This window comes from Franconibacter daqui (assembly GCF_014644275.1).
Classification (GTDB): Bacteria; Pseudomonadota; Gammaproteobacteria; order Enterobacterales; family Enterobacteriaceae; genus Franconibacter; species Franconibacter pulveris.
On record NZ_BMKJ01000002.1, the window covers coordinates 263,435 to 285,843 of the forward strand.

The 22,409-nt window shown below is 61.3% G+C and carries 19 protein-coding genes; 7 read left to right on the forward strand and 12 right to left on the reverse strand.

The window, feature by feature from the left end:
• Positions 1 to 4: 4 nt before the first annotated feature.
• Positions 5 to 1,051: a ferric ABC transporter ATP-binding protein gene (gene fbpC / locus IEX01_RS10570; protein WP_024558982.1), complete on the forward strand. Its 1,047-nt coding sequence runs from the start codon at positions 5 to 7 to the stop codon at positions 1,049 to 1,051.
• Positions 1,052 to 1,078: 27 nt separating this feature from the next.
• On the opposite strand, the gene IEX01_RS10575 is transcribed toward fbpC, so the two are convergent.
• From IEX01_RS10575 to IEX01_RS10610, 8 genes are all read right to left on the reverse strand, one after another.
• On the reverse strand, positions 1,079 to 2,236 hold the full coding sequence (locus tag IEX01_RS10575; RefSeq protein WP_024558983.1) for a CdaR family transcriptional regulator: 1,158 nt from the start codon (positions 2,234 to 2,236) through the stop codon (positions 1,079 to 1,081).
• A gap of 97 nt (positions 2,237 to 2,333) precedes the next feature.
• Positions 2,334 to 3,671, reverse strand: coding sequence for an MFS transporter (locus tag IEX01_RS10580; protein ID WP_188723810.1), 1,338 nt, complete (start codon positions 3,669 to 3,671; stop codon positions 2,334 to 2,336).
• Positions 3,672 to 3,764: 93 nt separating this feature from the next.
• Positions 3,765 to 4,643, reverse strand: coding sequence for an SMP-30/gluconolactonase/LRE family protein (locus tag IEX01_RS10585; protein ID WP_188723811.1), 879 nt, complete (start codon positions 4,641 to 4,643; stop codon positions 3,765 to 3,767).
• A gap of 13 nt (positions 4,644 to 4,656) precedes the next feature.
• Complete coding sequence (locus IEX01_RS10590) at positions 4,657 to 5,994, reverse strand: MFS transporter (RefSeq protein ID WP_048887961.1); 1,338 nt, start codon at positions 5,992 to 5,994, stop codon at positions 4,657 to 4,659.
• 136 nt (positions 5,995 to 6,130) lie between these two features.
• Positions 6,131 to 7,321 (reverse strand): thiolase family protein, encoded by a 1,191-nt coding sequence (locus IEX01_RS10595; protein WP_029590441.1) that lies wholly within the window; start codon positions 7,319 to 7,321, stop codon positions 6,131 to 6,133.
• Between the two features lie 9 nt (positions 7,322 to 7,330).
• Positions 7,331 to 8,065: a 3-oxoacyl-ACP reductase FabG gene (fabG, locus tag IEX01_RS10600; RefSeq protein ID WP_024558988.1), complete on the reverse strand. Its 735-nt coding sequence runs from the start codon at positions 8,063 to 8,065 to the stop codon at positions 7,331 to 7,333.
• Entirely contained in the window at positions 8,062 to 9,669 is a 1,608-nt protein-coding gene (locus IEX01_RS10605; RefSeq protein ID WP_028019983.1) for an acyl CoA:acetate/3-ketoacid CoA transferase, read from the reverse strand. The genes fabG and IEX01_RS10605 overlap by 4 nt, the downstream gene beginning before the upstream one ends.
• A complete protein-coding gene (locus IEX01_RS10610; protein ID WP_188723812.1) occupies positions 9,666 to 11,222 on the reverse strand; it encodes a class I adenylate-forming enzyme family protein in 1,557 nt (518 codons plus the stop codon). Before IEX01_RS10610 ends, IEX01_RS10605 begins: the two co-directional genes overlap by 4 nt.
• A gap of 404 nt (positions 11,223 to 11,626) precedes the next feature.
• Here IEX01_RS10610 and IEX01_RS10615 point away from each other — a divergent pair, with 404 nt between their 5' ends.
• The gene (locus IEX01_RS10615) at positions 11,627 to 12,124 is read left to right on the forward strand and encodes a DUF4760 domain-containing protein (protein WP_125454240.1); all 498 of its coding nucleotides are present in this window, start codon (positions 11,627 to 11,629) and stop codon (positions 12,122 to 12,124) included.
• A gap of 144 nt (positions 12,125 to 12,268) precedes the next feature.
• On the opposite strand, the gene yjiA is transcribed toward IEX01_RS10615, so the two are convergent.
• Genes yjiA through IEX01_RS10630 form a run of 3 tightly spaced genes read right to left on the reverse strand, consistent with a single transcriptional unit; the run spans position 12,269 to position 15,668 of the window.
• Entirely contained in the window at positions 12,269 to 13,234 is a 966-nt protein-coding gene (gene yjiA / locus IEX01_RS10620) for a GTPase (RefSeq protein WP_188723939.1), read from the reverse strand.
• 19 nt (positions 13,235 to 13,253) lie between these two features.
• A complete protein-coding gene (locus IEX01_RS10625) occupies positions 13,254 to 13,457 on the reverse strand; it encodes a YbdD/YjiX family protein (RefSeq protein WP_024558993.1) in 204 nt (67 codons plus the stop codon).
• 57 nt (positions 13,458 to 13,514) lie between these two features.
• Positions 13,515 to 15,668 (reverse strand): carbon starvation CstA family protein, encoded by a 2,154-nt coding sequence (locus IEX01_RS10630; RefSeq protein WP_024558994.1) that lies wholly within the window; start codon positions 15,666 to 15,668, stop codon positions 13,515 to 13,517.
• Positions 15,669 to 16,375: 707 nt separating this feature from the next.
• On the opposite strand from IEX01_RS10630, the gene cbiB reads away from it, so the two are divergent.
• The 5 genes from cbiB to cobT are packed head-to-tail and all read left to right on the forward strand — an operon-like array spanning position 16,376 to position 21,246.
• A complete protein-coding gene (gene cbiB, locus IEX01_RS10635) occupies positions 16,376 to 17,332 on the forward strand; it encodes an adenosylcobinamide-phosphate synthase CbiB (protein WP_188723813.1) in 957 nt (318 codons plus the stop codon).
• A 46-nt stretch (positions 17,333 to 17,378) separates the two neighbouring features.
• A complete protein-coding gene (locus tag IEX01_RS10640; RefSeq protein ID WP_188723814.1) occupies positions 17,379 to 18,890 on the forward strand; it encodes a cobyric acid synthase in 1,512 nt (503 codons plus the stop codon).
• Positions 18,887 to 19,435 carry a bifunctional adenosylcobinamide kinase/adenosylcobinamide-phosphate guanylyltransferase gene (gene cobU / locus IEX01_RS10645; protein WP_188723815.1) on the forward strand — a complete coding sequence of 183 codons (549 nt, stop codon included), beginning with the start codon at positions 18,887 to 18,889 and terminating at the stop codon, positions 19,433 to 19,435. The genes IEX01_RS10640 and cobU overlap by 4 nt, the downstream gene beginning before the upstream one ends.
• A complete protein-coding gene (gene cobS / locus IEX01_RS10650) occupies positions 19,432 to 20,172 on the forward strand; it encodes an adenosylcobinamide-GDP ribazoletransferase (RefSeq protein WP_024558999.1) in 741 nt (246 codons plus the stop codon). The genes cobU and cobS overlap by 4 nt, the downstream gene beginning before the upstream one ends.
• A 21-nt stretch (positions 20,173 to 20,193) precedes the next feature.
• Complete coding sequence (gene cobT / locus IEX01_RS10655) at positions 20,194 to 21,246, forward strand: nicotinate-nucleotide--dimethylbenzimidazole phosphoribosyltransferase (RefSeq protein ID WP_024560752.1); 1,053 nt, start codon at positions 20,194 to 20,196, stop codon at positions 21,244 to 21,246.
• On the opposite strand, the gene cobD is transcribed toward cobT, so the two are convergent.
• Positions 21,243 to 22,322: a threonine-phosphate decarboxylase CobD gene (cobD, locus tag IEX01_RS10660; protein WP_188723816.1), complete on the reverse strand. Its 1,080-nt coding sequence runs from the start codon at positions 22,320 to 22,322 to the stop codon at positions 21,243 to 21,245. The genes cobT and cobD overlap by 4 nt on opposite strands.
• Between the last annotated feature and the right edge of the window lie 87 nt (positions 22,323 to 22,409).

A 22,409-nucleotide genomic window follows, 5' to 3' on the forward strand; every position in this document is an offset into this window, starting at 1 on the left:
AACCATGACACAACAACATTTTGTGGAACTGCGTAACGTCACGAAACGGTTTGGCGCCAATACCGTGATTGAGAACATTAACCTCGCTATCCCGAAAGGGCAGATGGTGACGCTGCTCGGCCCCTCCGGCTGCGGCAAAACCACCGTGCTGCGGCTGGTGGCGGGGCTTGAGAAGCCGAGCGACGGGCAAATATTTATTGATGGCGAAGACGTGACTCACCGCTCTATTCAGCAGCGCGATATCTGCATGGTCTTTCAGTCCTATGCGCTCTTTCCCCATATGTCGCTTGGCGAAAACATTGGCTACGGCCTGAAGATGCTCGGCACGCCGAAGGCGGAGATCAAAGCGCGGGTGAATGAGGCGCTTTCGCTTGTCGATCTCGATGGCTTTGCCGACCGCTATGTCGACCAAATCTCCGGCGGCCAGCAGCAGCGCGTGGCGCTGGCGCGGGCGCTTATCTTAAAGCCCAAAGTGCTGCTGTTCGACGAGCCGCTCAGCAATCTCGACGCCAACCTCAGGCGCAGCATGCGCGATAAAATCCGCGAGCTGCAAAAGCAGTTCAACATCACCTCGCTTTACGTCACTCACGACCAGAGCGAAGCGTTCGCCGTCTCCGACACGGTGCTGGTGATGAACAAGGGCCACATTATGCAGATGGGCTCGCCGCAGGATCTCTACCGTCAGCCCGCCTCGCGCTTTATGGCGAGCTTTATGGGCGACGCGAACCTCTTTCCGGCGCGCTTTACGCCGGAGTTTGTGGAGATTCACGGCTACCGTTTGCCGCGCCCGGCGCATTTCGCCGCCTCCGGTGACGGCACCATTGGCGTGCGGCCGGAGGCGATTACGCTTAGCGAACAAGGCAGCGAGAGCCAGCGCTGCGTGATTCGCCACGTCGCCTATATGGGGCCGCAGTATGAAGTGGTGGTGGAATGGCAGGGCAAGCCGATCCTGCTGCAGGTGAACGCCACGCGCCTGCAGCCGGACGTCGGGGACACGTACTTTCTGGAAATTCACCCCTACGGCATGTTTATGCTGGCGGATGCCGCATAAAGAAAGCCGCCCTCAGGGGCGGCTTTTTTAGCTCAGCGTATCGATCCACTCGCTCTGGCGCGGGTTCTGGCGGCGGTAGCAGTGCACCGACACCGAAAGCTGCACGAGGTCGGTGAAGACCATCGGGTCGAGCTGGATCTGCTTTTTAATCTGCGCCAGGCGATAGGCCAGCGTGTTGCGGTGAATGCCGAGCTGCTGGGAGGTTTTCCCCACTTCGGCGTTGTTATTGATAAAGCAGTCGAGGGTATCAAGCAGCGCCTCGCCGGAGTCGTGCTCCAGCAGCTGGCGCACGTTGTTATTAAAGAAGTTGAACATGTAGCTGTTTTCCAGCACCCGGAACAGGCAGAGCATCGCCATCTCGCGGAAATAATAAACCTGCCGCTGCGGCTGCACCTTGCTGCCCACCTCAATCACCGAACGGGCGAACTGGATAGCCTCGCGGATATCCGGCGCACTGTCGGCCCGCACGCCCACGCCGATGTGGTAGTGGCTTATCTGGTTACTGAGGATAAAGCCGATCCGGTCGAGCAGCGCCTCCTGATCCTCTTTCACCGATCCTAAAATCAGGATCTCGTTGCTGCCGAGCAGGATCACCTCTTTCACGCCCGCAAGCTGCGAAAACTCGCTCAGCAGCGTGCCCAGCACGTCGCTTAAGTGCTGCTGCGCCACTTCCACCATCACCACCACCGGCACCACCGGCGTGGCGAGGGTGAAGCCCAGCTCGGCGAGCCGCCGGAGCGCTTCCTGGCCCTGCGGCGCCTCGCCGTGCTCCAGATATTGCGCAAACAGCGTGTCGCGCAGGCGCTGGCGCCAGTTCACTTCGCGCATCTCCAGCGACTGGCGCACCAGCAGCTCGGCGGTGAGGATAGCCAGCTCCGCATAACGGCTGATGACCGCCGGGTCGCCGCTCACGCCCACCACCATCACCACCTGGTCGTCCACCAGGATCGGGTGATTAATGCCCGGATGCACATTCTCAAAACGCGCCGCTTCCGCGGCGTTGTGGATGCTGATGCGCTTGCCGGTGCGGATCACCTCGCGGGCGATCTCATGCTGTTCACCGAGGCGGTGGCGCTCGCCGGAGGCGATGACCTGCCCGCGGTGGTCAATCACGTTGACGTTATGATGAATAATCGCCATCGCCCGGGAGACAATCTCATTGGCCAGCGCTGTAGTAATAATCATGCTGATGTCCGCCCGTTATCGTCAGGTTCGCCCCGTCAGGCGGACGGGGCGAGGGGTCAGTTCTTCTGCGCCTGTGCAAAGCAGGCGTTATGCTTGTTTAATGGCTGTGGCGCGGCGTTTTATCCACCGTCATCAGTTGCAGCAGCACGCCCAGCAGCGCGCAGCCCGCCATGGTGAAGAAGGTGTAGACGTAGCCGGTCGCGCTCTCCCAGCCGCCGCCAAGCTGAATCAGCCAGCCCATCAGCAGCGGCGAAATCCCGCCGCCGATAAACATGGCGGTAGTGATAATGCCGTTGGCGGTGGAGGTGGCGCTCTCTTCGGCGGAGTCGGACGCCATCGCGTAGTAAATCGGCCACACGGCGTTCGCCACCAGCCCGAAAAAGAGCTGGATGGCGACGAGGCGCGGCATGTTGGTGGCGAAGTAAAAGAGCGCGATGCCGACGCTCATCCACAGGCCGCACAAAATCAGCGTTCGCTTGCGCCCCAGACTGTCCGACAGCCACGGCCAGATAACCTGGCCAAGCGTGCCGGTGAGCGTAAAGATAATGCTAAGCCCGGCGGAAGCGGCCAGGGAAAGTCCGGAAACGTGATACAGGTACGGCGGCAGCACCACATTGATGCCCATATAGACGATTTGGGTAAGCAGCGTGTTGCCGGCGGTCAGCGAGATATTGCGGTTGCGCAGCGTCTTGACGAAGGTCTTCATGCCGTCGCCTTTCTGCACGCGGTTACTCTCCTGCGTCGCTGGCCGGGTAAAGCCCTGCTCATCCATGTGGTTATAAAGTGTGTTGATGCGCGCGGCGGTGGAGTACTTCGCCCAGAAGATCATCAGCGGAATGGCGACAATCAGCGCCACCAGGAAGCAGTAGCGCCAACTGCCTTCGCCAAAGGTGGTGAGCACGATACTCGCCACCACGCCGCTTAGCAGCGCGCCAATCGGGTAGCCGGTGTGGTGCACGCCAAGGGCGAAGCCGCGCTTCTCTTTCGGCCACCATTCGGCGGTGTTGCTCACGCCGACCGGCTCGCCCCAGCCCGCGCCGAGGTTTACCCCCACGCGCAGCAGCACGAAGCTCGTCAGCCCGTGGCTGATGGCTTTAATACCGGAGATAAACGAGAGCGCGGTGTAGCCTAACACCAGCGGCACCTGGAAGCGGGCGCGCTTCCAGCCGGAGCCGTAGCGGTCGCTCCAGACAGAGCCGGGAATATCCAGCACCGCCAGCGCCACCATAATCAGCGCCACAATGTTGCCCCACTGCTCGGGTGAAAGCGAAAACTCGCGAGAGATAACCGGGCCTAAGCGCAGGATCATCTCGCGATCGTAGGCGTTGAGTACCCAAATCAGCCAGCAGACCAGCAGGGATACCCAGGAAAAACGATGTATAGCTTGCCGTTTCCCGCGCTTTGCCGCCGCGGGAGAAGAGTTAATAAAGCTCATGTTGTTATCTCCACGGCCACGCCTTCGCGGGCCGCTGATGGTCAGGGTCAGAGAAACGCCGCGTGTTAGGTTTGTTTTTCGCGGCGAGGGCAATTAACCGGCGAAGCGGCGCTCAGGCACGCCGGTGATGCCTAAGCCGTAAATCGCAAACAGGCTGCCGCGCAGCTGGTTATCTTCCGGGAAGCGCGGCAGGGGCGGCTGCGCCATGGAGGTGACGTAGAGCACGTCGAGGTTTTCGCCGCCGAACATGACGCTGGTCACTTTCTTCACCGGCATGTCGATGATGCGGTCTACCTCGCCGTCCGGCGTATAGCGCACCAGCTTGCCGGCGTAGACCAGCGCGTTCCACAGGCAGCCTTCGCTGTCCACCGTCGCGCCGTCCGCCGCGCCGCCTTCGCTGCGGTCTACCTTGCAGAAAACGCGCTCGCGGGAGAGGTTGCCCGTGGCGGTGTCGTAATCCCAGGCGCGGATCTCGCCCGTCCAGGTGTCGGCGAAGTAAAACGTCTCGCCGGACGGGCTCCAGCACGGCGCGTTGGAGCAGATGATGTTGCGCTCAAGCGTGTACAGGGTAAGGTCGGTGTCCAGCCGGTAGAGCGCGCCGCTCGGCTCCTCTTCGCGCATGTCCATGGAGCCGAACAGAAAGCGCCCCTGGCGGTCCACCTTGCCGTCGTTTAAGCGGTTGTGCGGTTTATCCGCCTCCGGGTTATGCAGCAACTCCAGCTCGCCGCTGGCGAAATCAAGCAGATGCACGCCGTGCGCAAGCGCCACCACCGCCCCTTCGCCGTTCTGGCGTAAGGCCATGGAGCCGATTTTCTGCCGCACGTCCCAGCTTTTTATCGCCGTGCCCTGCGCGTTGCAGGAGAAAACGCGCCCGTCCTGGCTGTCCACCCAGTAGAGCCTTTGCTGTTCCACGTCCCAGAGCGGGCTTTCGCCAAGCCGGGTTTTCAAATCGACTAACACTTCAATACGCATGACGTTCTCCTGCTCAGACTTTTTCGCCGCGCGCCACCGGGCCTGCGGCAAGGGAAGGGGAAACCTGGCTGCGGATAAGCGTGGCGACCAGCGCGCCGACTACCAGCAGCCCCACGGCGAACCACAGGCCGGAGGTGGCGGAGCCGGTGCGGTCTTCAAACGCGCCGAGGATAAACGGCCCGAGGAAGCCGCCGCACAGGCCGAGGCAGTTAAGCAGGCCGAAGCTGCCCGCCAGCAGGCTGCCGCTCATGATGGAAGGCAGCCAGCTAAAGATGATGGATTGCACGGCGAAGAACATAAACGCGGTGATGGAGAAGCCGAGCATCGCAAGCGTCGGGCCGCCCGTCGCGCCAATCACCATGCCTACCGCCATCACCAGGTAGCCCACCATCAGCATGCGCCGCGAGCGGTTCTCCGTGCGGGCGAAGCGCGGCAGCAGCACGCCGCCGCAGGCCGCCGCAATCCACGGAATGGCGGTCAGCAGGCCCACCTGCAGCGGGGAGAGGCTGCCCCAGCTGCCGATAATGCCCGGCAGGAAGTAGCTCAGCCCGTACACCGAGAACTGGTGGGTGAAGTAAATCAGCACCAGCAGCAGGAAAACGCGGGTGGAAAGGGCTTTTTTCAGCGAGAACGCGGAGGGCGCATGGCTCGCCTCGCGCGCTTCGCGGGCAAGGGTGGTTTCAATAAACGCCACGTCCTGCTTATCAAGCCACTTCGCGTCGGCGGGTTTATCGGGCAGCACTCGCCAGACCACGAACGCCAGCGCCACCGCCGGTAAGCCTTCGATAAAGAACATCCACTGCCAGCCCGCCCAGCCCGCGATGCCGTCCATGTTCAGCAGCAGGCCGCCGAGCGGCGCGCCGATAATATTGGCGAAGCAGACGCCGAGCAGAAACAGGCCGGTGGCTTTGGCGCGCTCTTCACGGCCAAACCAGAGCGTTAAATAGTAAATAATGCCGGGATAAAGCCCCGCTTCGGCGGCGCCCAGCAGCAGGCGCATGGCGTAGAACGACCACGGGCCGGTGACGAAGGCCATCGCGCAGGAGATGACCCCCCAGGTAATCATGATGCGGGCTATCCAGCGCCGCGCGCCGATCTTCGCCAGAAAGAGGTTGCTTGGGATCTCCAGCACCGAATAGGTCAGGAAGAACAGCCCGGCGCCCAGGCCAAACGCCGTGGCGGAGAGGCCGAGATCCACCGACATGCTGGCTTTCGCCATGCCGATGTTGGTGCGATCGATAAAGCTGATGATGTAAGCCACGATCAGTAACGGCAGCAGGTGGCGGTAGATCTTTTTATGGGTGATGCGCGCCTGCGCGCTCCCCGTCGCCTTTTCATTTATTGCGGACATGGTTACTATTCTCCCGTTGTAACGGTCAAAGACCTTTGCCGGGATCGGCGAGATCCCGCTGTGTCAGCTCACGTTGTCGCAGGGGCGATGACCCGCACGACGTCCCGGCCCGATGCCCCACATCGGGCCGTTCTTCTTAAGCGCCTTCGCGCTCAAACAGCATTGAAATCCCTTGTCCGCCGCCGATGCACATCGTCACAAGCCCGGTGCGCGCGCCGCGGCGTTCCATCTCATACATCAGTTTTACCGGCAGGATAGCCCCGCTCGCCCCCACCGGGTGGCCGAGCGCGATAGCGCCGCCGTTGACGTTAACACGCGCCGGATCGAGCTTCAGATCGTTCATCACCGCCAGCGCCTGAGCGGCAAAGGCTTCGTTCAGTTCGATCAGATCGACGGACTGAATATCCAGGCCGAGCTTGTCCATTAAACGGCGGGTGGACGGCGCCGGGCCAAAGCCCATGATCTCCGCGCCGCAGCCCGCCACCGCCCAGCCTTTGATGCGCATGCGCGGCGTTAAGCCCCGTTTTTCCGCCTGATCGCGGGTCATTAGCACCAGCGCCGCCGCGCCGTCGTTAATGCCGGAGGAATTCGCCGCCGTCACCACGCCCTCTTTTTTAAAGGCCGGGCGCAGGCTGGCGAGCTTCTCGCGCGGGGTGTTGCGCGGGTGTTCGTCGGTATCGAACAGGCGAGTCGCTTTTTTGCCGTCCGGCACCTCAATGCCCAGAATCTGCTCGCGGAAGTAGCCTTCGGCGATAGCCTTCAGCGCTTTCTGCTGGCTCGACCAGGCGAAGTCGTCCATCGCGTCGCGGCTGATGTTGAAGCGTTCAGCGACGTTTTCCGCCGTCATGCCGTTGTGGTACGGTCCTTCCGGCCAGGTGAGGATGGAGATAAGGCCATCTTCCAGCACGCCGTTGCCCATGCGATAGCCGTCGCGGGCCTGGCGCAGGTAGTAGGGGAGCTGGGTCATGTTCTCGGTGCCGCAGGCAACCACCACGTTCGCCTGGCCGGTCTGGATAGCCATCATGCCGTCGGCGATTGCCTGTAAACCGGAGCCGCACTGACGGTTGACGGAATAGGCGGTGGTCTCTTTTGGCAACCCGGCGCGAAGCTGGCAGACGCGGGCGATAAAGCCGCTTTCCGCCACCTGACCTACGTTGCCCACCACCACTTCGTCCACCTCTTCGGGCGCGATGCCCGCACGCGCGACCGCTTCGCGAATCACCGCCGCGCCCAGGTCGTGCTGGTGGGTGTGGGCGAAGCTGCCGTTAAACGCGCCGATAGCGGTGCGAACGCCGCTGACAATCACAATATCGTTTGGGTTTTTCATCTTTGCTCCTTACAGCACCATGCCGCCGCCGACGTTAATCACTTCGCCGTTGATGTACCGCGCGCCGTCGGAGGCGAGAAACGCCACGCATTCGCCCACGTCTTTCGCTTCGCCCGCAAAGCCCGCCGGAATTTTGTTAATCATCATCTCCCACACCTTTTCCGGCACGCCGCGGGTCATGTCGGTGTCGATAAAGCCCGGGCAGATGGCGTTCACCGTTACCCCTTTTTTCGCCAGCTCCCGGCAGGCGGTTTTGGTCATCCCCACCACGCCCGCTTTCGAGGCGGCGTAGTTGGTCTGGCCGACGTTGCCAAGCCAGCTTGCCGACGCGATGTTGATGATGCGGCCAACGCCGCGCTCGCGCATGCGAATGGCCGCCTGCTGCATGCAGAAGAAGGTGCCCTTGAGGTTAACGTCGATGACCGTGTCCCAGTCCGCTTCCGTCAGCTTGTGCAGCATGGCGTCGCGGTTAATGCCCGCGTTGTTCACCAGGATATCGACCTGGCCGAAGGCCGCTTCGGCCTGTTCGAACAGCGCTTCCACCTGCGTTTTGTCGCTGATATTGCAGGTAATGAACAGCGCCTCGTTGCCCCACTGACGCAGGGCGGCGGCGGACTCTTCGCCGCGCGGGTCCATATCGGCGATAACAACCCGCGCGCCTTCGCGCGCGAGCACCTGAGCGATGCCGAAGCCGATGCCGCGGGCGGCGCCGGTCACAATGGCGGTTTTACCGGTGAGTTTCATTTGTCGTTTCCTTGCTGGTCTGAAGAGGCGTGGCGGGCGAGCGCGGCGGCGAGGCCACAGGGGGCTTCTTCAAACAGCGCGCTGTCCATCACAGTTAAATCCGACGCGATAAGCGGGCGGAACGCCATCTGCGCGAGCACGTCGCGCTCAAGATCGATGCCGGGCGCAATCTCTACCAGCACCGGCCCTTCGGGGCGCAGCTCGAACACCGCGCGCTCGGTAACGTAGTGCATCGTCTGGCCTTTTTGACGGGCCAGCTCGCCGTTATAAGAGATCTGATCGACAGCGTTGACGAACTTGCAGACTTCGCCTTCCTGCACGATGCGTAGCTCGCCGTTTTCACAGGCGATCTCCAGCCCTTTGGCGGTGAAAGAAGAGCAGAAGACCACGTGACGGGCGTTCTGGGTGATATCGATAAACCCGCCTGCGCCGGGGCAGGATGCGCCCAGGCGGGTGGCGTTGACGTGGCCGTTGGGGTCCATTTCGCCTGCGCCCATAAAGGTGATATCCACCCCGGCGCCGTTGTAATAAAGCATCTGGTCCTGGTGGCTTATCATGGCGGTGAGGTTGCGCCCGATGCCGAAATCGGTGCCGCCTGCCTGCAAGCCGCCGTAAATGCCCGATTCCACGGTAATGGTGACAGCATCGCCGACGCCTTCTTCGTGAATAACGGCGCCAATGACGTCGTTGGGAATGCCGGTGCCGAGGTTAATCACGCAGCCCGGCGTCAGGTAGCGGCAGGCGATGCGGCCAATCAGCTTGCGCAGGCTGAGCGGCAGCGGCGCGCTTTCGCTCACCGGCAGGCGGATATCGCCACACAGCGACGGGTCGAAGGCCCAGCCAGAGGTCTGGCGATGGTCGGTTTCCGGCTCGTCGCACACCACGATGGCGTCAATTAATGTGCCGGGCACGGTGACGCTTTTCGGGTGCAGCGAACCGCGCGCCACGCGGTATTTCACCTGCGCCAGCACTGTTGCGCCGTAGCGCTTCGCCGCCAGCACGGCGGGCAGCACCTCGAGCTTCATCGCCTCTTCGTCGGTGGTCAGGTTGCCGTCTTCGTCAGCGTGCGTGCCGCGCACAATCACGACATCCAGCGGGATAGCGGGGTAGAAGAGAAACTCTTCGCCGCGAAAGGTATGGTGCTCAACGCGGTTCGGCTGCTCGCGGGTGCGGCGGTTCATGCGCCCGCCTTCAATGCGTGGGTCAACAAAGGTGCCTAAGCCCACCTGCGAAAGCCGTCCCGGCAGCCCTGCCGCCATCGCGCTGTAAAGGTGCACCATCTGGCCCTGCGGCAGGCACCAGGCTTCCACCTCGTCGTTATTGATCATCGCCATCCAGCGCGGGGCAAGGCCCCAGTGGGATCCGATAATGCGCGTCACCAGCCCCGGATGGGCGAAGTGCTGGTTGCCGCGCTGGCGGTCGCTCTGGCCTGCGGCGTGTACAAGCGTCAGGTCGCGCGGCGTATTCTCCGCCAGAAAGCGCGCTTCGATGGCTTTGAGGATCGATTCCGCCGCGCTGATGAGCGTCATGCCGACGGTGCACACCGTGTCGCCGTTCTTAACCAGGCGCGCGGCGGCGTCGGCGCTGATAAATGTCGCTTTCACTTTCTCTCCTCCGTGGCGAAATAAGGGATGTATTCAGCAAGCCGCGCGCGCAGCTGGCGCTTGCTGATTTTGCCGTTGTGGGTGCGCGGCAGAGTGCGGGTGAAAATAATGCGCGCCGGCAGCTTAAAGCGGGCCACCTTCGCCTTCAGCCAGCCCAGGATCTCCTCGCTGGTCAGGCTCTGCTGGCTATCGGCGACGATAAACGCCACCGGCTCTTCGCCATAAACCGGGCTGGGGGCGGGGATGACGGCCACCTCTTTCACGCCGCGGTAGGTAGAAAGAATGTTTTCCAGCTCAATGGAGTAAATTTTCTCGCCGCCGCGGTTAATCATGTCTTTGCTGCGATCTTTAATGAACAGGTAGCCATCGACATCGAGATAGCCAATATCGCCGGTATTAAACCAGCCCGCGGGATTGCAGGCGGGGCGGCGCTCGCTGCGCTGCCAGTATTCATTCACCACCACTTCGCCCTTAAGCCAGATGTGGCCGATTTGCTCTACGCCGAGCGGCTGCTGGTTATCGTCGCACACCGCGATTTCCAGCCCCGGGATCGCCTGCCCGGAGCTGCCGCTTTTGGCGCTGCCCCAGACATCCTGCCGAAAAATGGTGGCGGGGGAGGTGGTCTCCGTCAGGCCATAGATGGGGTGAATGGTGGTGCGGGGAAAGCGCTCTTTAAGCTCGCGCACCAGCCCTTCGTTAAGGTGTCCTGCGCCGCAGGCGACGGCGCGCAGCGTCGGCCAGGTTTGCGGCACGCCTTCGCTCTGCGCCTTCGCCGCCTGGCAGAGCAGAATAAAGACCGTGGGCGAACCGTGCAGAAAGGTGATGCCCTGGTCGCGCACGGTGTTCATCACCTCTGTCGCATTAAAACGCAGCTGGAGCCAGATGGCGGCGCCCAGATAGACGAACAGCGCCAGCAGGGCGGAAAGGCCGGTGATGTGATAAATGGGCACCGCCAGCACGGTGCTGTCATTTTCGCCAAGCGAAAGCCCGTGAGCGTAAGCGTCTACGGCGCACAACAGATTGCCGTGGGTGATCACCGCGCCTTTCGGCTCGCCGGTGGTGCCGGAAGTAAACATTATCACGGCGGTATCGTTGCGGCTTACGCGCGCTCCTGGCGCCGAAGCCCCGGCGGGCAGCGCGAGCGCATGCCACTGCGAGAGAGAAACGCAGCGCGCCCCTTCGGTGCGGGAAAGCCAGTCCTGGCCGTTAGCGTCATAAAAAACCGCCTGCGGCGCGATATGCGCCACCAGCCCTTCGCCCTCTTCCTGTTTGAGCTTGGTGCTGAAGGGCACCACCTCAATGCCAAGGCCCATCGCGGCGAAGAAAATTTCGCAGAAGGCGGGACGGTTGCCAAAGGCGAGCACGATGCGGTCTCCTTTGTGCAATGACCAGACGTGGGCAAGTTGCGCCATGGTCTGCTGAACACGCTGATAAAAATCGCGGTAGCGGTAACGCTCGTTTTCAAACGCCAGCGCCAGCGCGTCCGGGCGGCGCTCCGCGCTGCGGCGCAGGGCCTCATACAAATTCTGAAAGTCGGCGGAGGTGCTGCTCATGGGTCTCTCCTGACAAAGCTCAATGGCGATGACAGCAGTCTAGAGGAGGGACGCCCGGGCAAGTTGCGGGCTTATTCACAACAAAAAATCAACAAAACAACATCATCGTTGTAACTTCGCACAATGCGGCGCGAGCAGGGTCATGATTTTTAGCAAGGAGCAACGCGCGGCGCCGGCAAATGTTGCAAAAGCCGGTTATTTAATTGCGGCATGACTCGCAGGCCGTGATAATTTATTTTGCGCCGCCAAATTGGTTTACGTAATATTATCGGGAAGCGGTCACTCTCTCATTATTTAAGGAGGTCATATGAAAAAGGCATTTGATGAATTTGATGGTTTCTGACTGGCTTTAACGACTTCAGGGCGGGTTCTTCCCGCCTTTTTTATGGATGAATAGAATGATTATGGAAACCGGTAATTTACACTTAATCAATACTGCTCTCGTATTTATTGGCGTTATCGTTGCCACGATAGCTATTGTCTATAACGTCCGGACGGCAAAGAAAACGCAAACGGCCGCTTTTCTTTTCGAAAGCAGAAAAGATCAGGAATATCTTGAAGCGCTTCATGTTCTGAAAAAGGTTCACTCTTCTGAAAAATCCCTCCGGTCGTATGTCTTTCCGTCGCCTGACTCCCCTGTGACGCCGGAAGAACTGAACGACCGGCGTAAACTGCAATACATTCTGAATTTTTATGAGCGGGTCGCCGTCAGCATTCGGGAAGGTATTTATAACGAAAATATGATTAAGCGAACCTCTTACGCCACCGTCATGGAGACGTGGAATAATGCGGAACCATTAATTAAAGCCGTAAGGGAATATATTCATTCTGAAACCACCTGGCAGGAGTTTGAATGGCTGGTAAGCCGGTGGCGTAAGTCGCCGTTAAAAAGAACCCGTTAAACGCACTGCTAAAAATTCGTCGTTATTCTCTTCTTCCGCGTTGCGCTTTTTATTAACAGAATTAAACGCGGTGCAACGAATATTATTTAAACGCGTAATAAAAAAAGGCGGCCCGCAAGCCGCCGCGATTATATTATTTCGCCGTTAACCTTTCGGCTCCAGCGCCGCGAAGGCTGCGCGAATTTGCTCTTCCGGCAGTTGCAGCCCGATAAAAACAATCGTGCTCTGGCGGGGTTCATCCTGCGCCCATTCGCGGTCCCAGTCGGCGCTGTAGAGGCGCTGCACGCCCTGAAACAGCAGGCGGCGCGGCTCGCCTTCAATAAACAGCATGCCCTTGTATCGCAGCAGGCGGTCGGCGAAATCGAGCAGCAACCCTTCCATGGTGCGCGAGACCGCATCCAGCGCCAGCGGATAGTCCAGATTCACCACAATCGATTCGACCTCGTTCTGCGCCGGGGCGATAAAGCGAAAGCGCGGCGTTTTCTCCACGATGCGCTCTTCCAGCATAAAGCCCTGCACGTTAAAGAGCAGGCTGAGGTCGATGTCGCCATGAATCACGGTATAAATGGGCGCCCGGGCGTTGATGCGCGCAAGCCGGGCGAGCAGGGCGTCGTTTTCCCCCGCCACGTCGGTTTTGGTGAGCAGAATGCGGTCGGCGTAGCCAATCTGCGACTGCGCCAGGGTGAACTGGTCCATCTGCTGCTCTGCGTGCGCCGCGTCAACCAGCGTGAGCACGCCGTCTAACAGATAGCGTTCGCACAGCGTTTCATGGGCGAAAAAAGTCTGAATGATGGGGCCGGGGTCCGCCATGCCGGTGCACTCAATGACCAGCCGGTCGAAGTCGATTTCGCCGCTGTCGCGCTTGTCGAGCAGGTCGAGCAGCGCGTCTTCCAGCTCGTTGGAACGGCTACAGCAGATGCAGCCGTTGCTCAGGGTTGTAATCTGCGTGGCGCGGTCGCCGATGATGGCGTTATCAATCGGCACCTCGCCGAATTCGTTTTCGATAACTGCGATTTTCTGGCCGTGATCGGCCTCAAGAATATGGCGCAGCAGCGTGGTTTTTCCCGCGCCGAGGAAGCCGGTCAACAGCGTTACCGCTACAGGTTGCATCATCTTTCTCCCGTTAATTTCAGCAGCAGCGCATGCCGCCTTTGCCACTCCCGCCGTAACGCGCCTGCTGACGCTCCTGGAAAAACTCATCGTACGTCATGCAAGGCTTATCGGGGTGGTTTTGTTTCATGTGTTGCACATAGGTATCGTAGTCGGGAATGCCGATCAACATGCGGGCCGCCTGGCCCAGATACTTTGCCGCTTCGCCTAATTGACCAAACATAGCGTTATCCTGATAAAGCACGCGCCCCGCAGGAGGCGGGGCGCGTTACGGTCGCGATTAATGACCTGAGGAGATTTTTACCCCTTCGGCAGGCACTGGCACATAGGGCGTTTCATTCGCCACAGGCCTGTCGGCGCGCAGCGCTTGCAGCGCGGTGCGAATGCCATAGAAAAGGATGCTGTAAACCACGATCAGGAAGAGAATGCTCAGCCCGGCGTTGGTGTAGTTGTTAACGATAATATGGTTCATTTTGGCGATCTGCTCCGCGGTCAACTCCGCGCCACCCGCCAGGATTTTCGCTTTGTAATCGCTGGCCATGAAGAAGAAGCCTTCCATCTTCGGATTGGTGCTAAAGAGCTTCTGGCCAAGCGCCCAGGTGGTGCAGATAAGCAGCCAGATAGCCGGCAGCATAGTCACCCAGACGTACTTCGTACGCTTCATCTTCACCAGCACCACGGTGCCGAGCATCAGCGCTACGGAGGCGAGCATCTGGTTGGAGATGCCAAACAGCGGCCACAGGCTCTTCACGCCGCCCAGCGGATCCACCACGCCCTGGTAGAGCAGGTAGCCCCACAAGCCCACGCAGCCCGCCGTGCCCACAATGCCCGCCACCAGCGAGTCAGTCTTCTTCAGGAACGGCACGAAGTTGCCCACCAGATCCTGGAACATAAAGCGCCCGGAGCGGGTGCCTGCGTCCAGCGCGGTGAGGATAAACAGCGCTTCGAACAGAATGCCGAAGTGATACCAGAAGCCCATGTCGGCTGCCGGAATGATTTTGTGGAACACATGCGCGATGCCTACCGCCAGCGTCGGCGCGCCGCCTGCGCGGTTCAGCACGGAAGGCTCGCCGATGTCTTTCGCGGTTTGCAGGATCTGTTCCGGAGAAATCACAAAGCCCCAGGAGCTGACGGTCGCCGCCGCGTGGGCCGTGACGTCCTGCAATTGCGCCATGATCGCCGGACCGTTGGCGCTGCCCAGTTCATGCAGGTTCGGCATGGTGAAGCCGAGGCCCGCAGGCGGGGTGTTCATGGCGAAGTAGAGACCCGGTTCGATGATAGATGCCGCTACCAGCGCCATCACCGCCACGAACGATTCCATCAGCATCGCGCCGTAGCCGATAAAGCGCGCATCGGTTTCGTTGGCGAGCAGCTTCGGCGTGGTGCCGGAGGCGATCAGCGCATGGAAGCCGGAAACCGCGCCGCAGGCGATGGTGATAAACAGGAACGGGAACAGCGCGCCTTTCCACAGCGGGCCAGTGCCGTCAATAAACGGCGTCATCGCCGGCATTTTCAACTGCGGGTTCAGAATGACGATGCCAATCGCGAGGCCGACAATAACGCCGATTTTCAGGAACGTCGCGAGATAGTCGCGAGGCGCGAGGATAAGCCATACCGGCAGCAGCGCGGAGATAAACGCGTAGCCTATCAGCGCATAGGTGATGGTGGTGTCTTTAAAGGTCAGCGCCGGGCCCCAGTACGGGTCATGGGCAATCACGCCGCCAAACCAGATGGAGGCGACCAGCAGCACGATGCCGATAACGGAAACTTCGCCCACGCGACCCGGACGCAGGAAGCGCATGTAGATACCCATAAACAGCGCGATCGGCACCGTTGAGCAGACGGTAAAGACGCCCCACGGGCTTTCCGCCAGCGCTTTCACCACGATCAGCGCCAGCACCGCCAGGATAATAATCATGATGAGGAAGCAGCCGAACAGCGCGATGGTGCCGGGCACCGGACCCATCTCTTCTTTAATCATCTCGCCAAGTGAAGCGCCGTTGCGGCGGGAGGAGATGAACAGCACCATGAAGTCCTGCACCGCGCCCGCCAGCACCACGCCCGCCAGCAGCCAGAGCGTGCCGGGCAGATAGCCCATCTGCGCCGCCAGCACCGGGCCTACCAGCGGGCCCGCGCCTGCGATAGCGGCGAAGTGGTGGCCGAACAGCACGTAACGGTTGGTCGGCACGTAGTTCAGACCGTCGTTATTAATAACCGCAGGGGTGGAGCGCGTCGGGTCGAGCTTCATCACCTTGCTGGCGATATAGAGGCTGTAGTAGCGGTAAGCCACCAGGTAGACGGAGACCGAAGCCACCACAATCCACAGCGCGCTCACGCTCTCGCCGCGTCGCAGGGCGACGATAGCGAGGCAGAACGCACCAATTATTCCCAGGACAAGCCAGGGCAAGTGCTTAAAAAGTGTTTTTGCGTTCATGGAAGAACCTGTTTGTCAGACGTAAGTACATTCACGGCAGAAATCCGTTGCCGCACCGGAGGTAAGAAAAAAAGCGAGGCTTTTGCCATGCTGTCTATGATGACAAAACGACCGGAATGGCGGGGTAAGAAATCCTTAAGCGGCAATATAGCCAGACTGAATGGTCGTATAGCCGGACAAGCGGTTAACCAGCCGCAGAACGGGGGTAAGTAATGTGATTCATATCACGCGAAAAAGCGTCAAAATGCGCCGTTAAGGGCCGGAAGCAGCCGTTACGGCCGCGTTTTAGGAAATTGACGGGGGCGAAGCTTTCATCTGATCGACAGGAAAAGGCGGCGCGTGCGGCGCGAAGGCTTCGCTCACCGCGTTGACGACACTGCGGATTTTCACCGTTTGCCGCCTGCCAGTCGAACCTCTTCATTTTGCCCGCGTTCTGAAACCGCCAGCGGCAGGGCCGGGCCAAAGGCCAGACGCCGTAAGCCAGGCCGGCAGGCGCGCCCGTCGATTCCGCCGCGCGAGCGTTCATCACCTTTTGTTGTTTTTTCTGAAAAAAGATTGGTATACCGGCCCGTTGCTGAGGCAAGATTTTTGCTTCTCATCCTGGCGGCGAAAGTTGTCTTTTTGCGGCTGACGCCCCGCCAATAAGGAAGGCCGATGTTGTCAGCAGTATACCGCCTCTGTTTTTTTCCGTTATCAGGTGCGCGCCAGTGACGCTGCTTGCCTGGTTTATCGCGTTTGCTCTCGATCTGCTGCTTGGCGACCCGCCGCGCTGGCCTCACCCGGTACGCTGGATGGGCACGCTCATCTCCTTTACGCAAAACCGCATTCGCGCCCGTTGCCATTCGCCGCGAGAGCTTCGGGCAGGCGGCGCGCTGCTGTGGCTGGTGGTGGTGGGCGTAACTTTCGCCGCGGCGTTCGGCGCGGTAAAAGCGGCGCAGGCCGTCCACCCGTGGCTCGGCTGGCTGCTGGAGGTCTGGATGATTTACACCTCCCTTGCCGCACGCTGCCTTGCCGATGAAGCGCGCGGCGTGGAACGGGCGCTGCGTTCAGGCTCGCTTGCGCGCAGCCGCCAGCAGCTTTCACGCATCGTCGGGCGCGACACCTCGCAACTCGACGCGCCGCACATCACCCGCGCCGTGGTGGAGACGGTGGCGGAAAACAGCGTCGACGGCGTTATCGCGCCGCTCTTTTTCCTGCTGCTCGGCGGCGCGCCGCTGATGATGGCCTACAAAGCGGTAAACACGCTCGATTCGATGGTGGGTTATAAGAATGAAAAATATCGGCATATCGGCATGGTCTCCGCCCGCATGGACGACGCGGCGAACTTTTTCCCGGCGCGGATAAGCTGGTTATTGCTCACCTGCGCCGCCGCCCTTTGCCGCCTTAACCCGGCCGCCGCGCTGCGCATCGGCTGGCGCGACCGTTACCAGCACAGCAGCCCTAACTGCGCCTGGCCCGAAGCCACGGTCGCGGGGGCGCTCGGCATTCGCCTCGGCGGGCCGAACCGCTACTTTGGCGAATGGGTGGAAAAACCGTGGATAGGTGACGCCCGGCGCGAGGTTGCGGTGGAGGATATTCCCCGCTCGGTGTGGTTAATGCTTATCGCCTCGACGCTGGCGCTGCTGCTGTTCGCCCTGCTGCGCCTGACCTTCAGCGGCGCGTAACGTCATTAAGGAGCGCAAGCATGCGTAATGTTACCCGGGAGGCGCGATGAGCCTCGCCATCATGTTGCAGGGCACCGCCTCAGACGTCGGCAAAAGCGTGCTGGCCGCCGGGCTGTGCCGGATTTTTTACCAGGACGGCCTGAAGGTGGCGCCCTTTAAAGCGCAGAATATGTCGCTCAATTCCGGCATCACGCCGGACGGCAAAGAGATGGGCCGCGCGCAGATTTTCCAGGCGGAAGCGGCGAACATCGCGCCGGACGTGCGTATGAACCCGGTGCTGCTCAAGCCCACCAGCGACCGCCAGGCGCAGGTGGTGCTGATGGGACGAGTGGCGAAAAACATGGACGCCGTGAGCTATCACCATTTTAAAACCGAGCTGCGCGCCCGGGTGCGCGAGGTCTATCAGTCGCTGGCGGCGGACTATGAGGCGATAGTGCTGGAAGGGGCGGGCAGCCCGGCGGAGATCAACCTGCGCGACCGGGATATCGTCAATATGGGCATGGCGGAGATGGCCTGCTGCCCGGTGCTGCTGGTGGCGGATATCGACCGCGGCGGCGTGTTCGCCGCCATCTACGGCACGCTGGCGCTCTTGCAGGAGCATGAGCGCTGGCGAGTGAAAGGCGTCATCATCAATAAGTTTCGCGGCGACGTGGCGTTATTAACGTCCGGAATCGAACAAATCGAAGCATTGACCGGCGTGCCGGTGGTGGGCGTGATGCCCTGGCTGGATATCGACCTTGAAGATGAAGATGGCGTGGCGCTCCAGCGCGGCAAATATGCGCATAGCGACAAGCGCGAGCTGAATATTGTCGTCGTGCAGTTGCCGCACATCGCCAACTTTACCGATTTCAACGCGCTGGCGGCGCAGCCGGATGCGCGGGTGCGCTATGTCTCCCGCGCTCATGACCTGGCGGGCGCGGATTTGCTCATCCTTCCCGGCAGCAAAAATACCCTTGGCGACCTGCAATGGCTGCGCGAAAGCGGTCTTGCCGACGCGCTGATCGCGCAACATGAAAAGCGTGTGCCGGTCATCGGCATCTGCGGTGGCTACCAGATGTTGGGCGGGGAGATTATCGATGAGGTGGAGTCAGGCCTCGGCGCGGCGCAGGGGCTTGGGCTGCTGGATGTCGCCACCCGTTTCGCCCAGGAAAAAACCACCCTGCGGGTGTATGGCGAGAGCCTGACGCTGCCGGGGATGTTGGCTTGCGTCAGCGGCCTCGCGCTGCAGGGCTACGAAATCCATATGGGCGAAACCACCCTCGGTAAAACGACGCAGCCCTTCGCCCGGCTGGGAGAAGACAAACTCGACGGCGCGGTAAGCGCAGACGGCCTGGTGATGGGCAGCTACCTGCACGGCCTTTTCGATAGCGGTGCTTTCACCCGCGCCCTGCTTGACGGCCTGCGGCGGCGTAAAGGGCTTGCGCCTTTTGACGGCGACGCGCCGGACTACGCCGCCTGGAAGTCGCAGCAGTTCGACCGGCTGGCGAGCGCCATGCGCGAGCATATTGATATCACGAAAATTTATCAGATCATGCGCGAGCATCAGGAGCCAGAATGATGAAGCTGATTACCGGCGGCGCGCGAAGCGGCAAAAGCCGCCACGCCGAAACGCTCGCCGCCCAGGCGGGCGAGCGGGTGCTTTACATCGCCACCTCGCAGGTGATGGATGAGGAGATGGCGGCGCGGGTGCGCCATCACCAGCAAAGCCGCCCGGCTCACTGGCGCACGCTGGAGGCCTGGCGCGAGCTGGACCGCGTCATCACGCCGCGCAACGACCCGCAGGAAGTGGTGCTGCTGGAGTGCATTACCACGCTTATCAGCAACGTGTTGTTCGCGTTTGTCGGCGATACGGCAGAAGAAACGTGGGATTACGCAGCCATTGAGGCGGAAATCGAGCGTGAGATAACGGCGCTTATTCACGCCTGCGAGCGGTGTCCCGCGCCGGTCATTCTGGTGACGAATGAGGTGGGGATGGGCATCGTGCCGGAAAACCGGCTGGCGCGCCATTTCCGTGATATTGCAGGCAGGGTAAACCAGCGGCTGGCGCAGGCGGCGCACGAGGTCTGGCTGGTGGTTTCCGGGATTGGAGTCAAAATCAAATGATGCGTCTATTTTTTGCCACTCTCGCCTTTATGAGTCGTTTGCCGGTGCCCGTGCGCTGGTCGCAGGGGCTGGAGGCGGAGCAGTATGTACGCGGCGTCTTTTTCTTTCCGCTGGTGGGATTGCTGCTCGGCGCCATCGGCGGCCTGGTGTTCCTGATGCTGGAGCACCTGTGCGGCACGCCGCTGGCGGCGCTCTTCAGCGTGCTGGCGCTTGCTTTGCTCACAGGCGGGTTCCATCTCGACGGGCTGGCGGATACCTGCGACGGCGTCTTTTCCGCCCGCAACCGCGAACGGATGCTGGAGATCATGCGCGACAGCCGTCTCGGCACGCATGGCGGCTTGGGGCTGATTTTCGTGCTGCTCGGCAAAGTGCTGGTGGTGAATGAACTGGCGCTGCGCGGCGGCGCGATGCTGCCTGCGCTGGCCTGCGCCTGCGCGGCGGGCAGAAGCGCCTGCGTGCTGCTGATGTATCGCCAGCGCTACGCCCGGGAGCAGGGGCTCGGCAATCTGTTTATCGGCAAGATAACGGGCAGGCAGTGCGGGGTTACGCTTGCGCTCGGCGTGCTGCTCTGCGCGCTGCTGTTGCAGGGGCCCGGGCTTATCGCCTTTGCGCTGACGCTTGTCATTGTTTATCTGCTCGGTCTTGCGCTTAACCGCACGCTGGGCGGACAGACGGGCGACACCCTCGGCGCGGCCATTGAGCTGGGCGAACTTTTCTTTTTACTGGCGCTGCTGTGAGCCGGCGCGACGGGCAGACTTATGCAAACTCTCGATTCACTGATTAACGCCATTCCCGCTCCCGACCACGAGGCCGCCCTGCGCGCCCGGCGGCATATCGACGGCCTGCTGAAGCCCACCGGCAGCCTTGGGCGGCTTGAGGATTTGGCGGTGCAGCTGGCGGCGATGCCAGGCTTTGGGGGGCGTCCCGATGTGTCACAAAAAGCGATTGTGGTGATGTGCGCCGACCACGGCGTTTACGAAGAGCAGATAACCGTGTCGCCGCAGGCGATCACCGCCATTCAGGCGCTGAACATGATGCAAAACCACACTGGCGTCTGCGTACTGGCAGCGAATGTCGGCGCGAAAGTGCACGTGGTGGATATTGGCATCGACTGCGAGCCGCTGGCGGGCATCGCCTCGCTTAAGGTGGCGCGCGGCACCGGCAATATTGCCCGCGGCCCGGCGATGCGGCGTGAGGTGGCGGAACAGTTGCTGCTGGCGAGCGCAAACCACGCTCGCGAACTGGCGGCGCAGGGCGTGCGGCTGTTCGGCGTGGGGGAGCTCGGCATGGGCAACACCACGCCCGCCGCCGCTATCATCAGCGTACTGGCGAACCGCGACCCGGAGACCGTAGTGGGCATTGGCGCTAACTACCCGCAGGAGAGGCTGCATCATAAAGTCGAGGTGGTGCGCCGGGCGATTGCAGTCAACCAGCCGGACGCGCGCGACGGCGTGGAGGTGTTGGCGAAAGTGGGTGGGTTTGACCTGCTCGGCATGGCGGGCGTCATGCTCGGCGCGGCCTCGTGCGGGCTGCCGGTGGTGCTGGACGGTTTTCTCTCGTATGCCTCGGCGCTCGCCGCCTGCCGCATTGCGCCCGCGCTGCATGACTACTTAATTCCCTCCCATCTGTCGGCGGAAAAAGGGGCGCAAATCGCGCTTGATGAGCTTAAGCTCACGCCTTATCTCAATATGGATATGCGCCTTGGCGAAGGCAGCGGCGCGGCGCTGGCGATGCACCTGGTGGACGCCGCCTGCGCGGTATACGACAACATGGGCACGCTCGCCGGCAGCAACATTGTGTTGCCGGGTTAGCCTGCCAACACTTGCTTAAGCGCCGCAATCAGCGCCGCGTTGGCCTCACGGGATTTCACGGCGACGCGATAGTAGCGGGCGTCGAGCCCCGGGTAGTTGGCGCAGCTGCGGATTAAAATGCGCTTTGCCAGCAGCGCGGCCTGTAAGTCCAGCCCGGGCGCGTCGCAGCGTAAAAAGAGGTAGTTGGCCGCGCCCGGCCAGACCGTTATTCCTGCAAGCTTCGCCAGTTCTGCATAAAGCCAGGGACGCTCGCGGTTGAGCCATGCAAAAGTGGCGGCGAGGTATTCGCTATCTGCAAACAGCACTTCGCCCGCCAGCGCGGCGAAAGCGTTGATGCTCCAGGGTTCGCGGCGGGCGCGAAGGGCGGCGACCGCCTGCTCGTCGGCGCAGGCCAGATAACCGAGCCGCAGGCCGGGAATGGCGAAGAACTTAGTCAGCGAGCGCAGCACCCAGACGTGAGGACATTCCGCCAGCACGGGGATAAGCCCCGGCGCCTGCGGTACGAAATCCAGAAACGCTTCATCGACAATCAGCGTGATGCCGCGCTCACCGCAACGCTTCACAATCGCCTTGATCAGCGCGTCATCGGGCAACAGGCCGGTGGGGTTATTGGGCGTGCAGAGAAACAGGCAGTCGAGGTCGGGCGTCAGCGCTTCAAAAAACGCTTCGTCAATTTGCCAGCCGTTCGCTTCCGTCAGCGGATAATCGATAATATCGCAGCCCACTTTTTGCAGGGCGCGGCGATATTCAGCAAACCCGGGCGTCACCAGCAGCGCCCGGCGAGGCGCAAGCCATGCCGCGAGCGCGAATATCAGCTCCGTCTCGCCGTTGCCCGCCAGCACCCACGAGAGAGGAATGCGGTGGTGAGCCGCCAGCCGCGCATGCAGCGCCTGGTACTCCACGTCCGGGTAGCGCTCCGCCAGCGCAAGGTTATCGACAATCGCCTGTCGCAGCGAGCCGGGCATGCCGAGCGGGTTGATATTGGCGCTGAAGTCGAGCAGCTCCGCTTCATCAACGCCGTAAAGCGCCGCCGCCTCGCGGGTGTTGCCGCCGTGCTGGCTGGAAAGTAAGCCCATAATGCGTTCCGGTAAGGGGTTTTCGCCAGTGTAGCCTTAAGGAAGCCGCGCGGAAAAGTGGCTTAATTAGCGGGATGAACTACCCTC